13 protein-coding genes and 2 pseudogenes are annotated in these 17,310 nt (G+C 72.1%); 13 read left to right on the top strand and 2 right to left on the bottom strand.

The genetic code is table 11. The features are described from left to right. Positions 1-17: 17 nt before the first annotated feature. Positions 18-1,823: a coagulation factor 5/8 type domain-containing protein gene (locus BG482_RS33005; RefSeq protein WP_069772875.1), complete on the bottom strand. Its 1,806-nt coding sequence runs from the start codon at positions 1,821-1,823 to the stop codon at positions 18-20. A gap of 230 nt (positions 1,824-2,053) precedes the next feature. Here BG482_RS33005 and BG482_RS33000 point away from each other — a divergent pair, with 230 nt between their 5' ends. The 9 genes and pseudogenes from BG482_RS33000 (at position 2,054) to BG482_RS32960 (ending at position 13,465) form a co-directional block, all read left to right on the top strand. Beyond that, positions 2,054-3,373, top strand: coding sequence for an ABC transporter substrate-binding protein (locus BG482_RS33000; RefSeq protein ID WP_069772874.1), 1,320 nt, complete (start codon positions 2,054-2,056; stop codon positions 3,371-3,373). Between the two features lie 5 nt (positions 3,374-3,378). Continuing rightward, complete coding sequence (locus tag BG482_RS32995; RefSeq protein WP_069772873.1) at positions 3,379-4,365, top strand: carbohydrate ABC transporter permease; 987 nt, start codon at positions 3,379-3,381, stop codon at positions 4,363-4,365. A 7-nt stretch (positions 4,366-4,372) separates the two neighbouring features. Next, positions 4,373-5,212: a carbohydrate ABC transporter permease gene (locus BG482_RS32990; protein ID WP_069772872.1), complete on the top strand. Its 840-nt coding sequence runs from the start codon at positions 4,373-4,375 to the stop codon at positions 5,210-5,212. A gap of 173 nt (positions 5,213-5,385) precedes the next feature. After that, positions 5,386-6,744 (top strand): GH1 family beta-glucosidase, encoded by a 1,359-nt coding sequence (locus BG482_RS32985; RefSeq protein ID WP_069772871.1) that lies wholly within the window; start codon positions 5,386-5,388, stop codon positions 6,742-6,744. 629 nt (positions 6,745-7,373) lie between these two features. Next, on the top strand, positions 7,374-8,222 hold the full coding sequence (locus tag BG482_RS32980) for an alpha/beta fold hydrolase (RefSeq protein ID WP_069772870.1): 849 nt from the start codon (positions 7,374-7,376) through the stop codon (positions 8,220-8,222). A 116-nt stretch (positions 8,223-8,338) separates the two neighbouring features. Further along, the gene (locus tag BG482_RS32975; protein WP_069772869.1) at positions 8,339-8,878 is read left to right on the top strand and encodes a hypothetical protein; all 540 of its coding nucleotides are present in this window, start codon (positions 8,339-8,341) and stop codon (positions 8,876-8,878) included. A 523-nt stretch (positions 8,879-9,401) separates the two neighbouring features. Next, positions 9,402-9,947: pseudogene (locus BG482_RS32970) on the top strand (GNAT family N-acetyltransferase); the annotation flags it as partial. A gap of 106 nt (positions 9,948-10,053) precedes the next feature. Further along, positions 10,054-11,598: an ABC transporter substrate-binding protein gene (locus BG482_RS32965; protein ID WP_069772868.1), complete on the top strand. Its 1,545-nt coding sequence runs from the start codon at positions 10,054-10,056 to the stop codon at positions 11,596-11,598. 4 nt (positions 11,599-11,602) lie between these two features. Next, a complete protein-coding gene (locus BG482_RS32960) occupies positions 11,603-13,465 on the top strand; it encodes an ABC transporter permease subunit (protein WP_079142439.1) in 1,863 nt (620 codons plus the stop codon). Positions 13,466-13,554: 89 nt separating this feature from the next. On the opposite strand, the gene BG482_RS32955 is transcribed toward BG482_RS32960, so the two are convergent. Beyond that, a complete protein-coding gene (locus BG482_RS32955) occupies positions 13,555-14,310 on the bottom strand; it encodes a CDP-alcohol phosphatidyltransferase family protein (protein ID WP_069772906.1) in 756 nt (251 codons plus the stop codon). A gap of 108 nt (positions 14,311-14,418) precedes the next feature. Between BG482_RS32955 and BG482_RS32950 the strand changes: the two genes are divergently transcribed. From BG482_RS32950 to BG482_RS32935, 4 genes and pseudogenes are all read left to right on the top strand, one after another. Continuing rightward, entirely contained in the window at positions 14,419-15,402 is a 984-nt protein-coding gene (locus BG482_RS32950) for a zinc-binding alcohol dehydrogenase (protein ID WP_069772867.1), read from the top strand. Between the two features lie 116 nt (positions 15,403-15,518). After that, the gene (locus BG482_RS32945) at positions 15,519-15,917 is read left to right on the top strand and encodes a 6-carboxytetrahydropterin synthase (RefSeq protein ID WP_069772866.1); all 399 of its coding nucleotides are present in this window, start codon (positions 15,519-15,521) and stop codon (positions 15,915-15,917) included. After that, positions 15,914-17,128 carry a glycosyltransferase family 4 protein gene (locus tag BG482_RS32940; protein ID WP_069772865.1) on the top strand — a complete coding sequence of 405 codons (1,215 nt, stop codon included), beginning with the start codon at positions 15,914-15,916 and terminating at the stop codon, positions 17,126-17,128. Before BG482_RS32945 ends, BG482_RS32940 begins: the two co-directional genes overlap by 4 nt. After that, positions 17,125-17,310 (top strand): annotated as a pseudogene (locus BG482_RS32935) (trans-aconitate methyltransferase); the annotation flags it as partial. The gene BG482_RS32940 and the pseudogene BG482_RS32935, both read left to right, overlap by 4 nt.

Genomic DNA, 17,310 nt, shown 5'->3' with positions numbered 1-17,310 from the left:
ATTAAGGTGTGCCCGGCTCAGGGGTACGACACCACGGTCGACGGCACCGTCGAGGTTCCGGAGGTCGGCGCCCCGGTGTCGTTGACGACGTGCTCGTACTGTCCCTGGCCGCCGAGGGAGACCACCAGCAGGTCGTGGAACTTCACACCCGGCGTGTTCGGGGCGGCGAAGCCGTGGTGCTGGACGATCGTCGGGTCGACGTTGTAGTAGCAGTAGCTGCCCAGACCCCACCCCTCGTGCGCGGTGACCTTGTCGCCGACCTTGTAGGCGGCGTAGCCCTTCACCGAGCCGTTCTGGACGGCCGCCTGGTTCGGGGCGTCGTACGCCTTCTCGTTCTGGAAGAAGATCGTGCGTCCGCGCTGGCCGTACCACTGCACGTCGTACTTGTTGAAGTGCTCCACGAACAGGCCGGTGGCCAGGACGTCGTGGCCGTTGACGACCACGCCGTAGTCGGCCCGGTTGGTCTCCCAGCCGACGCCCTCGCCGTGGTCCGCGCGCCAGACCCAGGTGTGGTCGACGATCGTGTGACGGTTGTTGATCACCATGCTGGTCGTGGCCTTGCCGGCGCCGGCCCCTCCGATGCGCACGAACACGTCCTGGACGGTGGTCGGGTTGGCGGAGTGGTCGCGCGAGGCTCCCGGCGGGCCGACCTCCAGCAGGGTGGGGGAGTTGACCGGCCCGGCGTCGATGAGGAAGCCGGCCAGGCGTACCCCGTCCACGTCGGCGACCTTGAGCGCGGTGACGCCGTTGTCGGGGACGAGCGTGGCGTAGCCCAGGCCCAGCACCACGGTGTCGGCGCGGGTGACCCTGATCGGCTGGTCGAGGCGGTAGACCCCCGGTGTCAGCAGCAGGTCGAGGCCCTGTGCCAGGGCCTGGTTGAGGGTGGCCGCCGAGACGCCTGGCCTGGCGACGTAGAACCGCGACAGGGGCAGCGAGGTCCCGCGTGGTGTGCCGCTGCCCCAGGTGACCCCGCGTGCGTTCGTCCGCTTCGCGGGCAGGAAGACGCGGAACCCGCCGTCGTCGACGTACAGGAACGGCTTCTCCCGTGACACGGGCGTCGTGTCGAGCGTCGTGTACGGCGGGTTGGGGAAGCTCTGGGCGGGCGCCCCCTCGACGCCGGAGAACACCATGTTCCACACGCCGTTGAGCCAGCTGCCGATGGCGCTGTCCCGGGTGTACCACTGCTGCTGCGAGTAGGGGCCGATCTCGCCGTCGATGCGGCTGTCGGCGATGTACCCGCCGCTGGCCCAACCGTACCCGGACGGGGCCAGGTTGAGACCGCCGCGCACATGCATCCGGCGGAAGGGGGCCGCCTGGGCGACCGCCCAGCGATTGGTCCCGCTGACCGGGACGAGGGCGAGGTTCTCCGCCGAACGCCAGAAGTTCTGGGTGGCGTTGCCGCCGAACCAGCCGGCGTCGACCGTCACGTCCCCGTTGATCGTGGTGTCGTCGGGGGAGAGGCCGAGGCCCGCGATGGAGGTGTAGAAGCCGAGTTGGGCGTTGAGGCCGTGGTACACGCCGGGCTTGAACAGCAGCGCGTAGCGTCCGGCGCCGAACTGGGCCGACTCCTGCTGCCGGAACACGTCGTCGAGGCGGGCCTGGATGTCGGGCGTCGACGGATCGAAGACGAGGACGTTCGGACCGAGGTCGCCGCCGCCCTGAAGGGCGCACGGACGTCTCCCGGGTGCGGCAGCGGCAGGCGCGGCGGTGGCCGGCGCGGCGGCCAGTGCGGTGAGGGCGGGTGCGGCCGCGGCCGTCGCGGCGGCGGCGAGGACGGCTCTGCGGCGCACGGCGGGCGTGTCCGACGGCGGGGTGTGGGGCATGGGCGGCTCTCCTCGGTACAGGCCGCTCGAAGGGAACGGCTGAATTGGGGAAGTGAAGGAGGACGTGCCTGAGAGCGCTCTCTCAACGCTGAATGCTTCAACTGCCTGAACGTGCGCGTCAAGTGGTGGAGACGGAGTTCCGCGGAGTGTGCCGGGACTCTTGACGTGCATCGCTCATGGGGTTTAACTCACGTCCTAAATTAAGCCATGATGACACCGGGAGCCCACCCATGCGCACCATCCGAGCCGCGGCCGCAGGTGCCGTCGTCCTGACCCTCGCCCTCGCGGCCACGGCCTGCGGCGGAGGGAGCTCGACCGATGGCGGGGGCTCCAACGACTCGCCGAAGACGCTGACTTACTGGGCCTCCAACCAGGGCGCGAGCATCGAGGTGGACAAGAAGGTCCTCCAGCCGGAGCTCGACAAGTTCGAGAAGAAGACCGGGATCAAGGTCAGACTGGAGGTCGTCCCCTGGTCGGACCTGCTCAACCGGATCCTCACCGCGACCACCTCCGGCCAGGGCCCCGACGTCCTCAACATCGGCAACACCTGGTCCGCCTCGCTCCAGGCCACCGGCGCGCTGCTGCCCTGGAACGGCGCCAACCTCGCGAAGATCGGCGGAAAGGACCGTTTCGTCGCCTCCGCGCTCGGCTCGACGGGCGCCCAGGGCAAGGACCCGGCCGCGGTGCCGCTCTACTCCATGGCGTACGCCCTCTACTACAACAAGCAGATCTTCGCCGACGCCGGCATCACGCAGCCCCCCGCCACCTGGGCCGAGTTGACGGCCGACGGCAAGAAGATCCAGGCCAAGGGCAAGCAGGTCCTCGGTGCCGAGGGCGCCAACGTCTCGGAGAACATCCACCACGTCTTCGTCTTCGCCAAGCAGCACGACGCCGACTTCTTCACCGCCGACGGCAAGCCCGACTTCACCTCCGACAGCGTGGTCACGGCCGTCAAGCAGTACGTCGACCTGATGGCGAGGGACAAGGTCATTCCGCAGGGCAACGCCGAGTACGCCCAGAACCAGTCCGTCAGCGACTTCGCCAAGGGGAAGACGGCGATGCTGCTGTGGCAGTCCGCCTCCGCCAACCTCGCGTCCCAAGGAATGAGCGAGGACCGGTACGGCATCGCCCCCGTGCCCGTGCAGTCCGGCGCTCCGGGAACCGGCGCCCAGGTCAACTCGATGGTCGCCGGCATCAACCTGGCCGTCTTCAAGAACACCGACAACCTCGACGGCGCCACCGAGTTCGTGAAGTTCATGACCGGTGACGAGGAACAGAAAATTCTCAACAAGGCTTACAGCACCATTCCGCCGGTCGCGTCGGCGCAGACCGACCCGGCTTTCGCCACCCCGGCGAACACCGTCCTGAAGGACACCCTCGCCAAGAGCGCCGCCGCTCTGCCGCAGGTCGCCGACGAGTCGCAGTTCGAGACGACGGTCGGCACGGCCGTCAAGGAGCTGTTCGCCGAGGCGGCCGCAGGCCACCCGGTGACGACCGAGTCGGTGAAGGCCAAGCTCGCCAAGGCCCAGCAGCAGATGCCGGCGAAGTGAGCCGGATGGCCACCACGGTCGAGGCCGGAAAGCCTCATGTGACCCCTGACGGCGACGCGGTCGCGCGATCACGGCCCGGGCGGAACCGCCGTGCCGGACTGCCCTACCTGCTGCTCCTGCCCGCCCTGATCCTCGAACTCCTGGTGCATCTGGTGCCGATGGTGATCGGCGTCCTGATGAGCTTCAAGGAGCTCACCCAGTTCTACATCCGCGACTGGGGCACCGCCCCCTGGTCCGGTCTCGACAACTACCGCGTGTCGGTCGACTTCGACGCCCCCGTCGGACAGGCCCTGCTCCACTCCTTCCTCGTCACGGTCGGCTTCACCCTGGTGTCGGTCGCCCTGTGCTGGCTCATCGGCACCGCCGCGGCGATCTTCATGCAGGATGCCTTCCGCGGCCGCGGACTGCTCCGGGCACTGTTCCTGGTGCCGTACGCGCTGCCCGTCTACGCGGCCGTGATCACCTGGGTCTTCATGTTCCAGCACGACAACGGCCTGGTGAACCACGTTCTGCACGACCAGCTCCACCTCACCGACAAGCGGGCCTTCTGGCTCATCGGCGACAACAGTTTCTATGCGTTGCTCACCGTTTCCGTGTGGAAGGGCTGGCCGTTCGCGTTCCTCATCGTCATGGCCGGCCTGCAGAACATCCCGCGCGAGCTGTACGAGGCGGCTGCGCTGGACGGAGCCGGGGTGTGGCAGCAGATCCGCCGCATCACCCTGCCCTCCCTGGCCCCGGTCAACCAGGTCCTCGTCCTGGTGCTGTTCCTGTGGACGTTCAACGACTTCAACACCCCGTTCGTCCTCTTCGGCCGGGCCGCGCCGGAGGCCGCGGACCTGATCTCGGTCCACATCTACCAAGCGTCCTTCGTCACCTGGAACTTCGGCGCCGGATCGGCGATGTCGGTCCTGCTGCTGCTCTTCCTGCTCGCCGTGACCGGCGTCTACCTGGCCCTCACCACCCGGGGAAGGAGGCCCTCCCGTGCGCGATGACTCACCCATGGCGCCGCCGAGCTCGTTCCTGTGGTCCCGGCGGATCTTCCTCACCCTGCTCACCGGCTTCGTCCTGGTGCCGGTCTACGTGATGGTCTCCAGTTCCCTGAAGCCCCTCGCCGACGTCACCGGCACGTTCCGCTGGCTGCCCAGCGGACTGACGATCCGCCCCTACATCGACATCTGGTCGACGGTCCCGCTCGCCCGGTACTTCGTGAACTCGCTGATCGTGGCCGGCGCGGCGACGGTCTGTTCGGTGGTGATCGCCGTGTTCAGCGCATACGCAGTAAGCCGTTACGACTTCCGTGGCAAACGCACCTTCACGGTCACCGTGCTGTCGACCCAGATGTTTCCCGGGATCCTCTTCCTCCTCCCGCTGTTCCTGCTCTACGTCAACATCGGCAACGCCACCGGCATCGCGCTGTTCGGCTCGCGCGGCGGTCTCATCCTGACCTACCTGACGTTCTCGCTCCCCTTCTCCATCTGGATGCTGATCGGCTACTTCGACTCGGTGCCGCGCGACCTGGACGAGGCCGCACTGGTGGACGGCTGCGGACCGCTCGGCGCGCTCCTGCGGATCGTGGTGCCGGCCGCGATCCCCGGCATCGTGGCGGTCGCCGTCTACGCCTTCATGACCGCCTGGGGCGAGGTCCTCTTCGCCTCCGTCATGACCAACGACACCACCCGCACGCTCGCCGTCGGACTCCAGGGCTACTCCACTCTCAACGACGTCTACTGGAACCAGATCATGGCCGCGTCGCTCGTCGTCAGCGTGCCCGTGGTGGCCGGCTTCCTGCTGCTCCAGCGCTACCTCGTCGCCGGCCTGACCGCCGGAGCCGTGAAGTGACCCGGAGCGGTGAATCGAAGAAGGGCCCTGAAGCGGCCCGGAGCCGTGGAGTGACCCGGAGCCCTGAAGCGGCCCGGAACCGTGGAGTGACCCGGAGCCCTCAAGCGGCCCGGAGCCGTGCAGCGCGTCGCGGCGGTCCGGTGACCCGACACCCCGATCCCGAAAGGACCTCAGTGACCATCGACCTCGCCGCCCTGCCCCGCGACTTCCTGTGGGGAACCGCCACCTCGGCGTACCAGATCGAGGGAGCCGTGGCGGAGGACGGCCGATCGCCGTCGATCTGGGACACGTTCTCGCACACCCCCGGAAGGATCGCAGGCGACGACCACGGCGACGTCGCCTGCGACCACTACCACCGCTGGCGCGACGACATCGCCCTGATGCGCCGGCTGGGGGTGAACGCCTACCGGATGTCGATCGCCTGGCCGCGCGTCGTCCCCGGCGGCGACGGCCCGGTGAACCCCAAAGGCCTGGACTTCTACGACCAGTTGGTCGACGGTCTGCTGGAGTCGGGCATCATCCCGTCCGTCACCCTCTACCACTGGGACCTGCCGCAGGTTCTCCAGGACCGCGGCGGCTGGCCGGAGCGGGAGACCGCAGAACACTTCGCCGCCTATGCGTCGGCCGTCGCCGAGCGGCTCGGCGACCGCGTCACCCACTGGGCCACCCTCAACGAACCCCTGTGTTCCGCCTGGATCGGCCATCTCGAAGGCACGATGGCCCCCGGCCTCACCGATCTGACCGCCGCCGTCCGCGCCTCCTACCACCTCCTCCTCGGCCATGGACTCGCCGTCCAGGCGATCCGGACGGCCGTGCCCCGCGCGAAGATCGGCATCGTCAACAACCTCTCCACCGTCCACCCCGCCACCGACCGGCCCGAGGACGTCGCCGCCGCCCGCCGTATGGACGGCCACACCAACCGCTGGTGGCTCGACCCGGTGCACGGCCGCGGCTTCCCCGCTGACATGCGGGAGGTCTACGGCGTCGAACTCCCGGAGAAACATGACGACTTGGCGACGATCGCCGCGCCCCTGGACTGGCTGGGCCTGAACTACTACTTCCCGGCGACGGTGACCGACGACCCGGACGGACCCGCCCCCCACGCCCGTTCCGTCCGCCGGGAGGGCGTCCAGCGCACCGGCATGGACTGGGAGGTCGACCCGAGCGGCCTCGAGACGCTGTTGCTGCGCCTGACCGACGAGTACGGCGCCCACCGGCTGTACGTCACAGAAAACGGTTCCGCCTACCCGGACGTGGTCCGCCCCGACGGCAGCGTCGACGACCCCGAGCGCCAGGCCTACCTGACCGGCCACCTCGCCGCCTGCGCCTCCGCCGCCCGCCAGGGCGCCCCGCTGGCGGGCTACTTCGCCTGGTCGCTGCTGGACAACTTCGAGTGGGCGTACGGCTACGACAAGCGGTTCGGGCTCGTCCACGTCGACTACCGCACCCAGACCCGCACGATCAAGGGCACCGGACACCACTACGCGGAGATCGTCCGCAGGCACAGGGAGGGGATGGCACGGGCCGCCTGAGCCGGCTCGGGCCGCGGGGCCGGAACTGCCGGGCCCGGACTGCCGGGCAGCTCGGGCCGTGGGGTCTGGGGCTGCAGGGCCTGGGCTGCCGGGCAGCTCGGGCCGTGGGGTCTGGGGCTGCAGGGCCTGGGCTGCCGGGCAGCTCGGGCCGTGGGGTCTGGGGCTGCAGGGCCTGGGCTGCCGGGCAGCTCGGGCCGTGGGGTCTGGGGCTGCAGGGCCTGGGCTGCCGGGCAGCTCGGGCCGTGGGGTCTGGGGCTGCAGGGCCTGGGGCCGCGGGCTACGGGCTGCGGTCGTCCGGAGGCGGGCGGACCGGGGCTCGACAGCGGTGGCACGCCCGAGACCGGGCGCGCCGAAGACCGGTGGGCGTGGGTGCGGGAGCCCGCGCCCACCACCCCACCCCGCCGATCCGGCACGGTTCCACCACTGCCGTGAGGCCGTACCCCGCAAGCAGCGCCCCACGGCGCCCGGGGCTGTCCCGTGCCGGATCCCTCAGCAATCGCGGCGAGCACACGTCACATGGCGGACGGGCCGCGGAAAGGGCATGACCCGGCTCGATGGGGACCCGGCGCGCCTCGCACGCCGGAACCGGGTCGGTTGTCCCTCGCGGACCTCCCTGTGAGGATCTCCCCATGCCGATCTTCGCCGCGTCCGACGGAACCCGCCTCGCCCACCACGGTGCGGGCGACGGCCCACCCCTGATCTGTCTGCCCGGCGGCCCCATGCAGTCCGCCGCCTACCTGGGCGACCTCGGCGGACTCACGTCCCAGCGGCGGCTCATCGGGCTCGACCCCCGGGGCGCCGGCGAGTCGGCGGCCCCGGCGGACACCGCCTCGTACCGCTGCGACCGTCAGGTCGACGACGTCGAGGCGCTGCGCGTGCACCTCGGCCTCGACCGGATCGACCTGCTCGCGCACTCCGCGGGGGCCAACCTTGCACTCCTGTACGCCGCCCGCCACCCGGACCGGGTGGCCCGTCTGCTGCTGATCACCCCGAGCGTGTACGCGGCCGGGCTGGAGATCACGGCCGAGGACCGGTTGACGACCGCGCGTCTGCGCCGCGAAGAGCCCTGGTTCGCCTCCGCCTACGCCGCCCTGGAGGCGATCACCTCCGGCCGGGCCGCGGCCGACTCCTGGCAGCTCGTCGCCCCCTTCTTCCATGCCCGGTGGGACGAGGACGCCCGGGCCTTCGACGCGGCGGGCGAGAAGGAGAAGAACCAGGAGGCGGCGGCCGCATACGTCGCGGACGGCGCCTTCAACCCGGCCGCCACCCGTCGGGCTCTCGCCGCCCTCCCGTCCCCGGTCCTGCTCCTCGCGGGCGAGGGGGACCTGGGCGCGCCGCCGCGCGTGATGCGGGAGTTCGCCGCGCTCTTCCCCGCCGCCGAGTTCGTCGTGCAGCCCGGCGCGGGGCACTTTCCGTGGCGGGACGATCCCGAGCGCTTCGTGGCGGCGGTGACGCAGTTCCTGGACGGCGGGCGGTGAGCGCGGGATTCGTTCACACGATCGAGTGATGTGCCGCCGGGCGGGCACGGGCCGCCCCCGCGGACCGTTGTGCGGGTGACGGGATCTTCCCGTTCACGACGACCACGGGGGAAGACATGAGCCTGCACATCCAGCGCAACACCGACGGCACGATCACGGGGCACAACACCGAGACCGGCTTCATGGTCACCTCGGACGACGAGGAAGAGGTACGGCGGCTGGTGCACGAGGACGCCGGCTGGGAGTACACGCCCCCGCCTCCGCCGACGCCTGCGGGGTACCACCGGTTCGTGCTGGTCCACGACGAGTTCGGCGACGGCGCCTTCGGTGACGAACGGTACGAGGGTCTGCGCACCCGTCCGCCCAGCGGTTGCGAACCGGTCGACCGGGGCTGCTTCGCCCTCACGTGTGAGCGCCCCGGAGCCACCCTGCTGGGAGCAGTGTCCGACACGGTCGCGGAGATCCGCCGCGCGCACGGCCTGGTGATGAGCAGCCTCGGCCTCGAGAAGCCGGAGGAATGGTTCGCCGACGACCGGGACGGCTATGGAGCGCAGACCGTCGCGCATCTGATGCTCACGGCCGCCCACCGCGCCGCACTCCTCGGCTACGGGCGGAAGGACCTGGTGCGTCTCCTCGATGCGAGCGGTCTGAGGTGAGCGGAGTGGGCGTCCCCCGGTGAGCGGAGCCGAACGCTCCCGTGACCATCAGGGGTACGCCTCCCACCTGTTGGACGTGTCGGGCGTGGAGTTCGTCGTCGCCCAGCAGGTGCAGCAGCCGTGAGCCGCGGCCGGGCGGGGTCGTTTTGATCGGCCGCGCGTGAGGCGATGCGCGGGTTGGCGCCGCGGAGCAGGCCCTTGTCGTCGAGGTGGGCGGCCAGGGGCGGGGCCGTGGAACCCGGCGTGGTGGGCGTGGGGTCCAGGGCTGTGACGGGTGCTGGTCGATGTCGTCGTCCACGGCCGGCACGTCGGCGCCCGGGTGTGCCAAGTGCCGTGCGAACGGGGCCGGCAGGGTTGCCCTGCCGCTGCCGTCCTTCCCCATGAATGCGATGCGGGTCACGACACCGGCTTGTTGAAAATGAATGTCATGTGGCTAGATTTAGGGGTCCGTCGTGATCTCCGTCAAATCCGGGAGTGGTGCTCCAGTGATCATCTTGTCGTGCTTACTGCATATCATTCGCAGGTGCGTAATTACTGCATCAGACCTGCGGGTCACGAGGACGTGGACGGCGCCCGAGCCGTCATGCTCGACACCGTCTACCGCGATTTCGGCAGCGGCTACGTGCCCCGTTGGCACGGCGACATCATCGATCCCCTCGCCGCCTACCTCGCTCCGGAACGCCACACCCTGCTGGTCGCGCTCGACGGCGGGAACGGCGGCGACGGCGGGAACGGCGAGGTCGTCGCCACCGCCGCACTCGACTCCCGCGGCCCCGCGCACCCGCCGAACCCGCGTCACGTCGCCGAGCGCTATCCCCCCGGGACGACCGCCCAGTTGCGCCGCGTCTACGTCCGGCGCGAACACCGGCGGCGCGGCCTGGCCCGACGGCTGGTCGCCGAGCTGCTCGCCTTCGCGGCCGCGGACGGCGGCTACCGGTCCGTCTATCTGCACACCGATCCGGCCGTCGAGGGAGCCGAGGGGTTCTGGCGGTCGCTCGGCACCGTCGTGCACGACGAACGCCAGGAGGCGGACGGCGGCCAGGGCATCGTGCACTTCGACGTCCCCCTCGATGCCGTCGCCGACACCTCGGTCGGCGCGTCTGTCGCCCTCCCACACCCGGGCCTTCGCACTGCGTCCCCCTCACTCCACCCCCCTCGCACAGACCGGTGACCTCATGCGCGTTCCCCGTAGCCTCCGAAACCCCGACCGGCCGCGTCGGCCCCGGCTTCTCGCCACCCTCTGTGTCGCTCCGCTCGTCGCCGGTTGCTTCGCCTCCCCCGGGGGCGGCGACAGCAAGGCGTCCGCGGCCCGGGGCGGCCCCCGTCTGCGGGTCGCGCTCGCCTTCCCGCCCGCCGAGAACCTCTCCCCGTACGGGGCCGACGCGACGATCCTGAGCCGTCTCGGCGTCACCGAAGGGCTGACGGCGCTCGACGGCAACGGCTCCGCCGTTCCCGGGCTGGCCGCGTCCTGGCGGCGTGAGGACGACCGCACCTGGCTGTTCACCCTGCGCGAGGCCGTCTTCCAGGACGGCACGGACGTCACGCCCGCCGCCGTCGCCGCCTCCCTCGCCCGCGCCGGTGAGGCCAGGCCCGCCCCAGCCGCCCTGGCCGGCGTCACCCTCACGGCGAAGGCTGCGGGCGGCGCCGCCGTACGCGTCACCACCGACTCCCCGGACCCCGTCCTGCCCCTGCGCCTGTCCAGCCCGAGTCTCGCCGTCCTCTCGCCGAAGGCGTACGGGAACGGGGGGAGCGGGCGGCATGACGCCGTCGATCCGGTCGGCACCGCCACCGGCCCCTTCGAGATCACCCGGGTGACCGGAACCGGCGCCGCCGCCCTCGACCGCTTCGACGACTACTGGGGCGGCCGTGCCCAGGCCTCGGGAATCGACGTGCGTTTCGTCGCCGACGGCGCCGCCCGTGCCAACGCCCTGCGCACCGGCCAGGTGGACCTCGCCGAGGCGATACCCGTCGCCCAGGCCGCCACCCTCGACGCCGGCGCCCGCCGCGAGACCGCCACGACCCGCACCACCAGCCTGCACCTCAACGCGAAGTCGGGCGTCTTCGAGGACCCGGCCCTGCGCGCCGCCGCCCGAGCGGCCGTCGACGCCTCCGTCTTCACCGAGGGCGTGTACGAGGGGCACGCCGACGCCGGCGCCGGGATCTACGGCCCGGCCGTCACCTGGGCGCAGGGCAAGCGCGTCCGGCCTGCCGGGCGAGCGCGGGCGGTCGCCCCCGGCGGCGCCTCCATCACTCTGGCCACCTACGACAACCGGCCCGAACTCCCCGAAGTCGCACAGGTGTTGAAGCAGCAGTTGGAGAAGGCCGGTTTCACGGTGCAGCTGGAGGTACGTGAGTACTCGCGGGTGGAGAGCGACGCCCTCGCCGGGAGGTTCGACGCGTTCGTCGCCGCCCGTAACAGCCTCCTGGACACCGGCGATCCCGTCTCCGTCCTCGCCGGTGACTTCACCTGCGACGGCGGTTACAACCTCGCCCGGCTGTGCGACGCGGACGTCGACCGGGCGGTCGGGAGGGCGCAGGCGGCGGCCGACGCCGACGAGCGGCAGGAAGCAGCCATGGCCGCCGAGGCCGTGATCCTGGGCACCGACGCCGTGATCCCGCTGGTCCACCAGCGCATCATCACCGGCGTCGCGGCGAAGGTCAGCGGTGTGCTGCCCGACCCCTACGAGCGCACCCTGGTCACCGCCGGGACCAGGCGCTGACGTCATGAGGAGCAGGATGGGCGCGCTGCTGTGGCGCGTCGTGCTGGCCGCGCTGCTGGTGTGCGGGATCGGGCTGCTGCCCTGGCTCTCGCGGACCGACCCGGCGCTCACGGTGCTCAAGGCGCGGTCCGCCGATCGCGACCCCTCCCCGGAGGTGCTCGCCGACATCCGCGACCGGCTCGGCCTCGACGACGGTCCGGCGCGTCTGTTGGGGCGGTGGCTCGCGGGGCTGCCGCGCGGGGACGCCGGACGGTCCTGGATCTCCGGCGCCGACGTCGCGTCCGGCGTGCTGGAGGCGCTGGGCGTGTCGCTGCTGCTGACGGCGGCGGCTCTGGCGGTCGCCCTGGCCGTCGCGGCCGGTGTCTGCGCCCGCACTCTGGTCCTCGGCGCGCGGCGACGGCTTGCGGGCCGGTCCGCCGGGGGCTCCGGCTCCGCCGTCCTGGCCGCGCTGCCGGAGTTCCTTCTCGCGTCCGTCCTGGCGACGGTGGTCGGCGTGCAGTGGGGATGGCTGCCCGCCCTCGGCTGGTACGGCCCGCAGTGGACGGTGCTGCCCGCGCTGGCCCTGGGCCTGCCCGCCGGTGCGGTCCTCGGGCGGCTCCTGGACGACCAGTTGCCCTCGGCGTTCGCCGAGCCGTGGGCGTCGGCCGCCGCCGCGCGCGGACTGCCCGGCCGGAGCATCGCCCGTAAGGCGCTGCGCCGTTGCGTGCCCGGACTGCTGCCCAACGTCGGGCTGTTCGTGGTGGGGCTGACCGGAGGGTCGGTCGCCGTGGAACAGATCTTCGACATCCCCGGCCTCGGCCGGAGCACCCTGCAGGCGGCGATCGCCCAGGATCTGCCCGTCCTGCAGGCCGGAGCCCTCGTGCTCGTCGCCCTCGCCGCCCTCACCACCGGCGTGGCCCGGCACGCCGCCCGGCTGCTCGTCGGTCCCGCTCCGCGCGACGGGGCCCTGCCCACACTGCACCGGAAGGCACCGGCCGCCCGCAGGGCGCCGCCGCTCGTCCAAGGCGCCCTGCTGCTGCTCGTCGTCGGCCTCGGTCTGCCCCGCGACCCGCTCGCCCTGGACACCGGCGACAGGCTCCGATCCCCTTCCGCGGCGCACCCGTTCGGTACGGACGCGCTCGGCCGGGACCTCCTCGCCCGGGTCGCGCACGGCGCCGTCGACACGCTGCTCCTCGCCTTGGCCATCAGCGCGGTCGCTCTGAGCACCGGGGTTCTGCTCGGGCTGGCGCCCCGGCTGTCCGGGCCGCTCGTCGACACCGTCAACGCCGTGCCGCCGGTGCTCGCCGCGCTCCTGGTCGCCGCGGTCCGGGGCAGCGGCCCGACGACGCCCGCCCTGGCCGTGGCGGTCGTGGCGTGGGCGCCGCTCGCCGCGCACACCGCGGCGCTGCTGCGGCAGGAGCGGGCCACCGTCCATCTCGCCGCCACCCGGGCGCTCGGCGCGGGCCCCTGGTATCTGCTGAGGAGCGAACTCCTGCCGGCCGTCCTGCCGCAGGTCGCGCGTCACGCCCTGCTGCGGCTGCCCGGCGTCGCCCTGGCCCTGGCCTCCCTCGGCTTCCTCGGGCTGGGCGCCCAGCCGCCGTCCCCCGAGTGGGGTCTGCTCCTGGCGGAGAACCAGCCCTACGCGGAACGCGCCCCCTGGGCGGTTCTCGCCCCCGCCGCCGTCCTCGCTCTCCTCGGCGCCCTGGCGGTGACGGCCCCCTGCCTGCTGCGACCGCCGGGGCGCAGCCCACGATCCCGGGGGTCCGTACGACCTCGACGCGGTGGTGCGGCGGAGCGGCCGACCCCGCAACAGCGCGCGCCCCGAGCCGAGTCGGTGGGGTCGGGGCGGCTGCGGCGGGCGTCCGTGCCGCCGCCGCGCCGGGCGTGAACGGCCGAAGGGCCCGGTTCGTCGACGAACCGGGCCCTTTCGATCGGACGGCCGGTCGCCTGAGCGATCGGCTCCCTGAGCGAAGTCGACTACACGAGCTCCAGTACCGCTTCCGTCGGGAGTTCGGTGACCGTCCGCGAGGTCCGCCACAGCCACAGCACGTCCCGGCCGAACGACCACACCAGCGAGCCGAGCGCCAGCAGCACCACGGCGAAGGTGGCGGCGTAGGGCAGCAGTTGGGAGCCGGCCAGCAGCAGCAGGACGCCCTGCAGCGCTGCCACCGTCTTGCGGGCGGTGCTCGGCGGGAGGGGGGCGTTGAGCCAGGGGGCGACGCGGGCCGCGGCGACGAAGGCGTAGCGCATGCCGCCGATCAGCAGGACCCAGGGGCCGAGCGCCATCGAGACGTACACGCTGAGCACCAGGATCAGGAACGCGTCGACCTCCATGTCGAAGCGCGCGCCCAGGGCCGTCGAGGTGTTGGTGCGGCGGGCGACCTTGCCGTCGACGCCGTCCAGGATCAGGGCCACGGCCGTCAGACCGACCAGCAGCGTGACCGGGGGCGTGCTCTCGAAGGAGTCCGCGACCAGTGCGGTCACCCCGCCGACCAGTGTCGCGCGGCCGAGGGTGACCCGGTTGGCCGGGCCGAACGTGCGCAGGCTGGAGCGGTGCAGCGCCCGGGAGAGCACCGCCCAGGTGGCGATGGCGAAGACGAGACCGGTCACCCAGCCCGCCGGCCCCATGCCGATCGCCGTGCCGAGCAGGGCCAGCAACAGGATCTGAACGCCCGCTCCCACAGCGGTCTCCTGCTGGACCAGCCTCGCGTCGTAAGTGTTGTTCAGGGCCACCGCACGTTCCTCCGGCCAGATGACAGAGATGATCAGTGCCGCGTACTGTGCGCGGACTGTGCACACCTCGGTACGTGAACAGGTTCCCGATCGTTCAGGAGGATGTGGATGTCGATCGCCGCTCGTGCGTTCTGGGTTGTCTCTCCCGGTGAAGGGGAGATCCGTGAAGTCGTCGTCGCGGACCCTGCCGAGGGCGAGGTCCTGGTGCGCTCGCTCTGGTCCGGCGTCAGCCGCGGCACGGAGACTCTCGTCTTCCGCGGCGGGGTGCCCGAGAGTCAGCACGCGGCCATGCGGGCGCCGTACCAGGAGGGCGACTTCCCGGCGCCGGTGAAGTACGGCTACCTCAACGTCGGCGTGGTGGAGCGGGGACCGGCGGAGCTGCTGGGCCGTACGGTCTTCTGCCTCTATCCGCACCAGACGCGGTACGTGGTCCCGGCCACGGCGGTGACGGTCGTGCCGGACTCGGTGCCCGCGCGCCGGGCCGTCCTCGCGGGTACCGTGGAGACGGCCGTCAACGCGCTCTGGGATGCCGCGCCGCTGGTCGGCGACCGGATCGCGGTGGTCGGTGGTGGCATGGTCGGCTGTTCGGTGGCCGCGCTGCTGGCCCGTTTCCCCGGAGTCCGCGTGCAGTTGGTGGACGCCGACCCGGCGCGGGAGACGGTCGCCGAGGCGCTCGGCGTGGGTTTCGCGTCGCCGGCGGACGCCCTCGGCGGCTGCGACCTCGTCGTGCACGCCAGTGCCACCGAGCAGGGCCTGACGCGCTCGCTGGAGCTGCTGGCCGACGAGGGGACCGTCCTCGAACTGAGCTGGTACGGCGACCGGAAGGTCTCCCTCCCGCTCGGCGAGGACTTCCACTCGCGGCGGCTGGTCGTACGCAGCAGCCAGGTCGGCACGGTCTCCCCGGCGCGACGTTCCAGCCGCACCTACGCCGACCGGCTCGCCCTGGCGCTGGAACTGCTGGCCGACCCGGCGCTCGACGCCCTCGTCACGGGAGACAGCGCTTTCGACGAGCTGCCGCAGGTGTTGCCGAAGCTCGCGTCGGGCGAGATCCCGGCGCTGTGTCACGGCATCAGGTACGAGCAGAGCGCCTGACCTGAGAAAAGAGTGAGATCAGGCTGAACAGGGGGAACCGAAGAGCCGTACTACACGGCATCCCCCGGCGGTCAACGGCCGGGGGAGCAGAGGCGCCGCACCTGGAGGGTCGTCCGTTGTTCAGTGTCACCGTCCGCGATCACATCATGATCGCCCACAGCTTCAGCGGCGAGGTCTTCGGACCCGCGCAGCGCCTGCACGGAGCGACGTTCCTCGTGGACGCCACCTTCCGCCGCGAGCAGTTGGACGACGACAACATCGTCGTCGACATCGGACTGGCCACGCAGGAGCTGGGAGCGGTGGTCAGCGAGCTGAACTACCGCAACCTCGACAACGAGCCGGACTTCGCGGGGGTCAACACCTCGACGGAGTTCCTGGCCAAGGTCGTGGCGGACCGGCTCGCGGAGCGCATCCACAAGGGCGCCCTCGGCGAGGGCGCCCGGGGCATCGCCGCCGTGGCCGTCACCCTGCACGAGTCGCACGTCGCCTGGGCGAGCTACGAGCGTGCGCTGTGACCGACGTGACCCTGGAGAAGGCCGCAGTGCAGACCGCCCCGGCCGGCAAGCAGGCCCAGCTCGCGTACGTGCCCGTGCAGGCGCCGCTTCCCAAGATCGGTGGGATCATCCCCATGTCCCTGCGCTCCGTGCACTTCGTGATGCCGGGTGGCGTCGACGACGCGGCGAACCCGAGCGGCGGCAACGCCTACGACCGGCGCCTGTGTCTGGACCTGCCCGGTTTCGGCTGGCAGGTCCACAAGCACCTGGTGCCCGGGTCCTGGCCCCGCCCCGAGGCGGAGGCCCGCGCGGATCTGGCGCGCCGGCTGGGGGAGTTCCCCGACGGGACGGTCGTCCTTCTCGACGGGCTGGTCGCCTGCGGGGTCCCGGAGATCATCGCGCCCGAGGCGGAGCGGCTGCGGATCGTGGTCCTCGTCCATCTGCCGCTGGGTGACGAGCGAGGTATCGCGCCGGAGGTGGCGGCCGAGCTCGACGCCAAGGAGCGGGAGGTGCTGCGGGCCGTGCCGGCCGTCGTGGCCACCAGTGACTGGGCGGTGCGCCGTCTCGTCTCGCACCACGGTCTCGCCCCCGAGCGGGTGCACGTCGCCGCTCCCGGCGCCGACATCGCCCCCCTGGCGTCCGGCACCGACGGCGTGTCCCGGCTGCTGTGCGTGGCCTCCGTGACCCCGCGCAAGGGCCAGCACCGGCTGGTGGAGGCGCTGGCCGCGGCCAAGGACCTGCCGTGGAGCTGCGTGTGCGTGGGCGGTCTCGGCCAGGACCCGGAGTACGTCGCCCATCTGCGCGAGCTCATCGGCAGGCACGGTCTGCAGGACCGGCTGGAGCTGGCGGGCCCGAAGGCCGGCGCCGAGCTCGACGCCGCCTACGCCTCCGCCGACCTGATGGTGCTCACCTCGTACGCGGAGACGTACGGCATGGCCGTCACGGAGGCGCTGGCCCGCGGCATCCCGGTCCTGGCGACGGACGTCGGCGGACTGCCCGAGGCGGTCGGCCGCGCTCCCGACGGCGGTGTCCCCGGCATTCTCGTCCCGCCGGAGGACCCGGCCGCCCTCGCCGCGGAACTGCGCGGCTGGTTCGGCGAGCCGGACGTGCGACGGCGGCTGAAGGCGGCCGCGCGCGGCCGCCGGGCCGCCCTGAACGGCTGGGCGTCCACCGCCCAGAGCCTGGCCGGCGTTCTGGGCAGGCTTTCCAGCGAACCCCGGAGGGCGGCATGAGGAAGACGACGGCGACCCCGGCCGACGTGGCACGACGCGTGGTCGGCGTCCCGGCCCGGCCCGGCCGTGCGGAGTCGGTCTCCGTGGTGGAGGCCGCGCTGCCCGCGGGCGCGCCGACCGCGTCGTACCCCGGGCCGGAAGGGGACCCCGCGCCGCAGGCGCCGGCTCCCGGCGCCGCCCGA

The organism is Streptomyces sp. LUP30, assembly GCF_001746365.1.
GTDB lineage: Bacteria > Actinomycetota > Actinomycetes > Streptomycetales > Streptomycetaceae > Streptomyces.
This window is presented reverse-complemented; position numbering and strand designations above follow the sequence as displayed.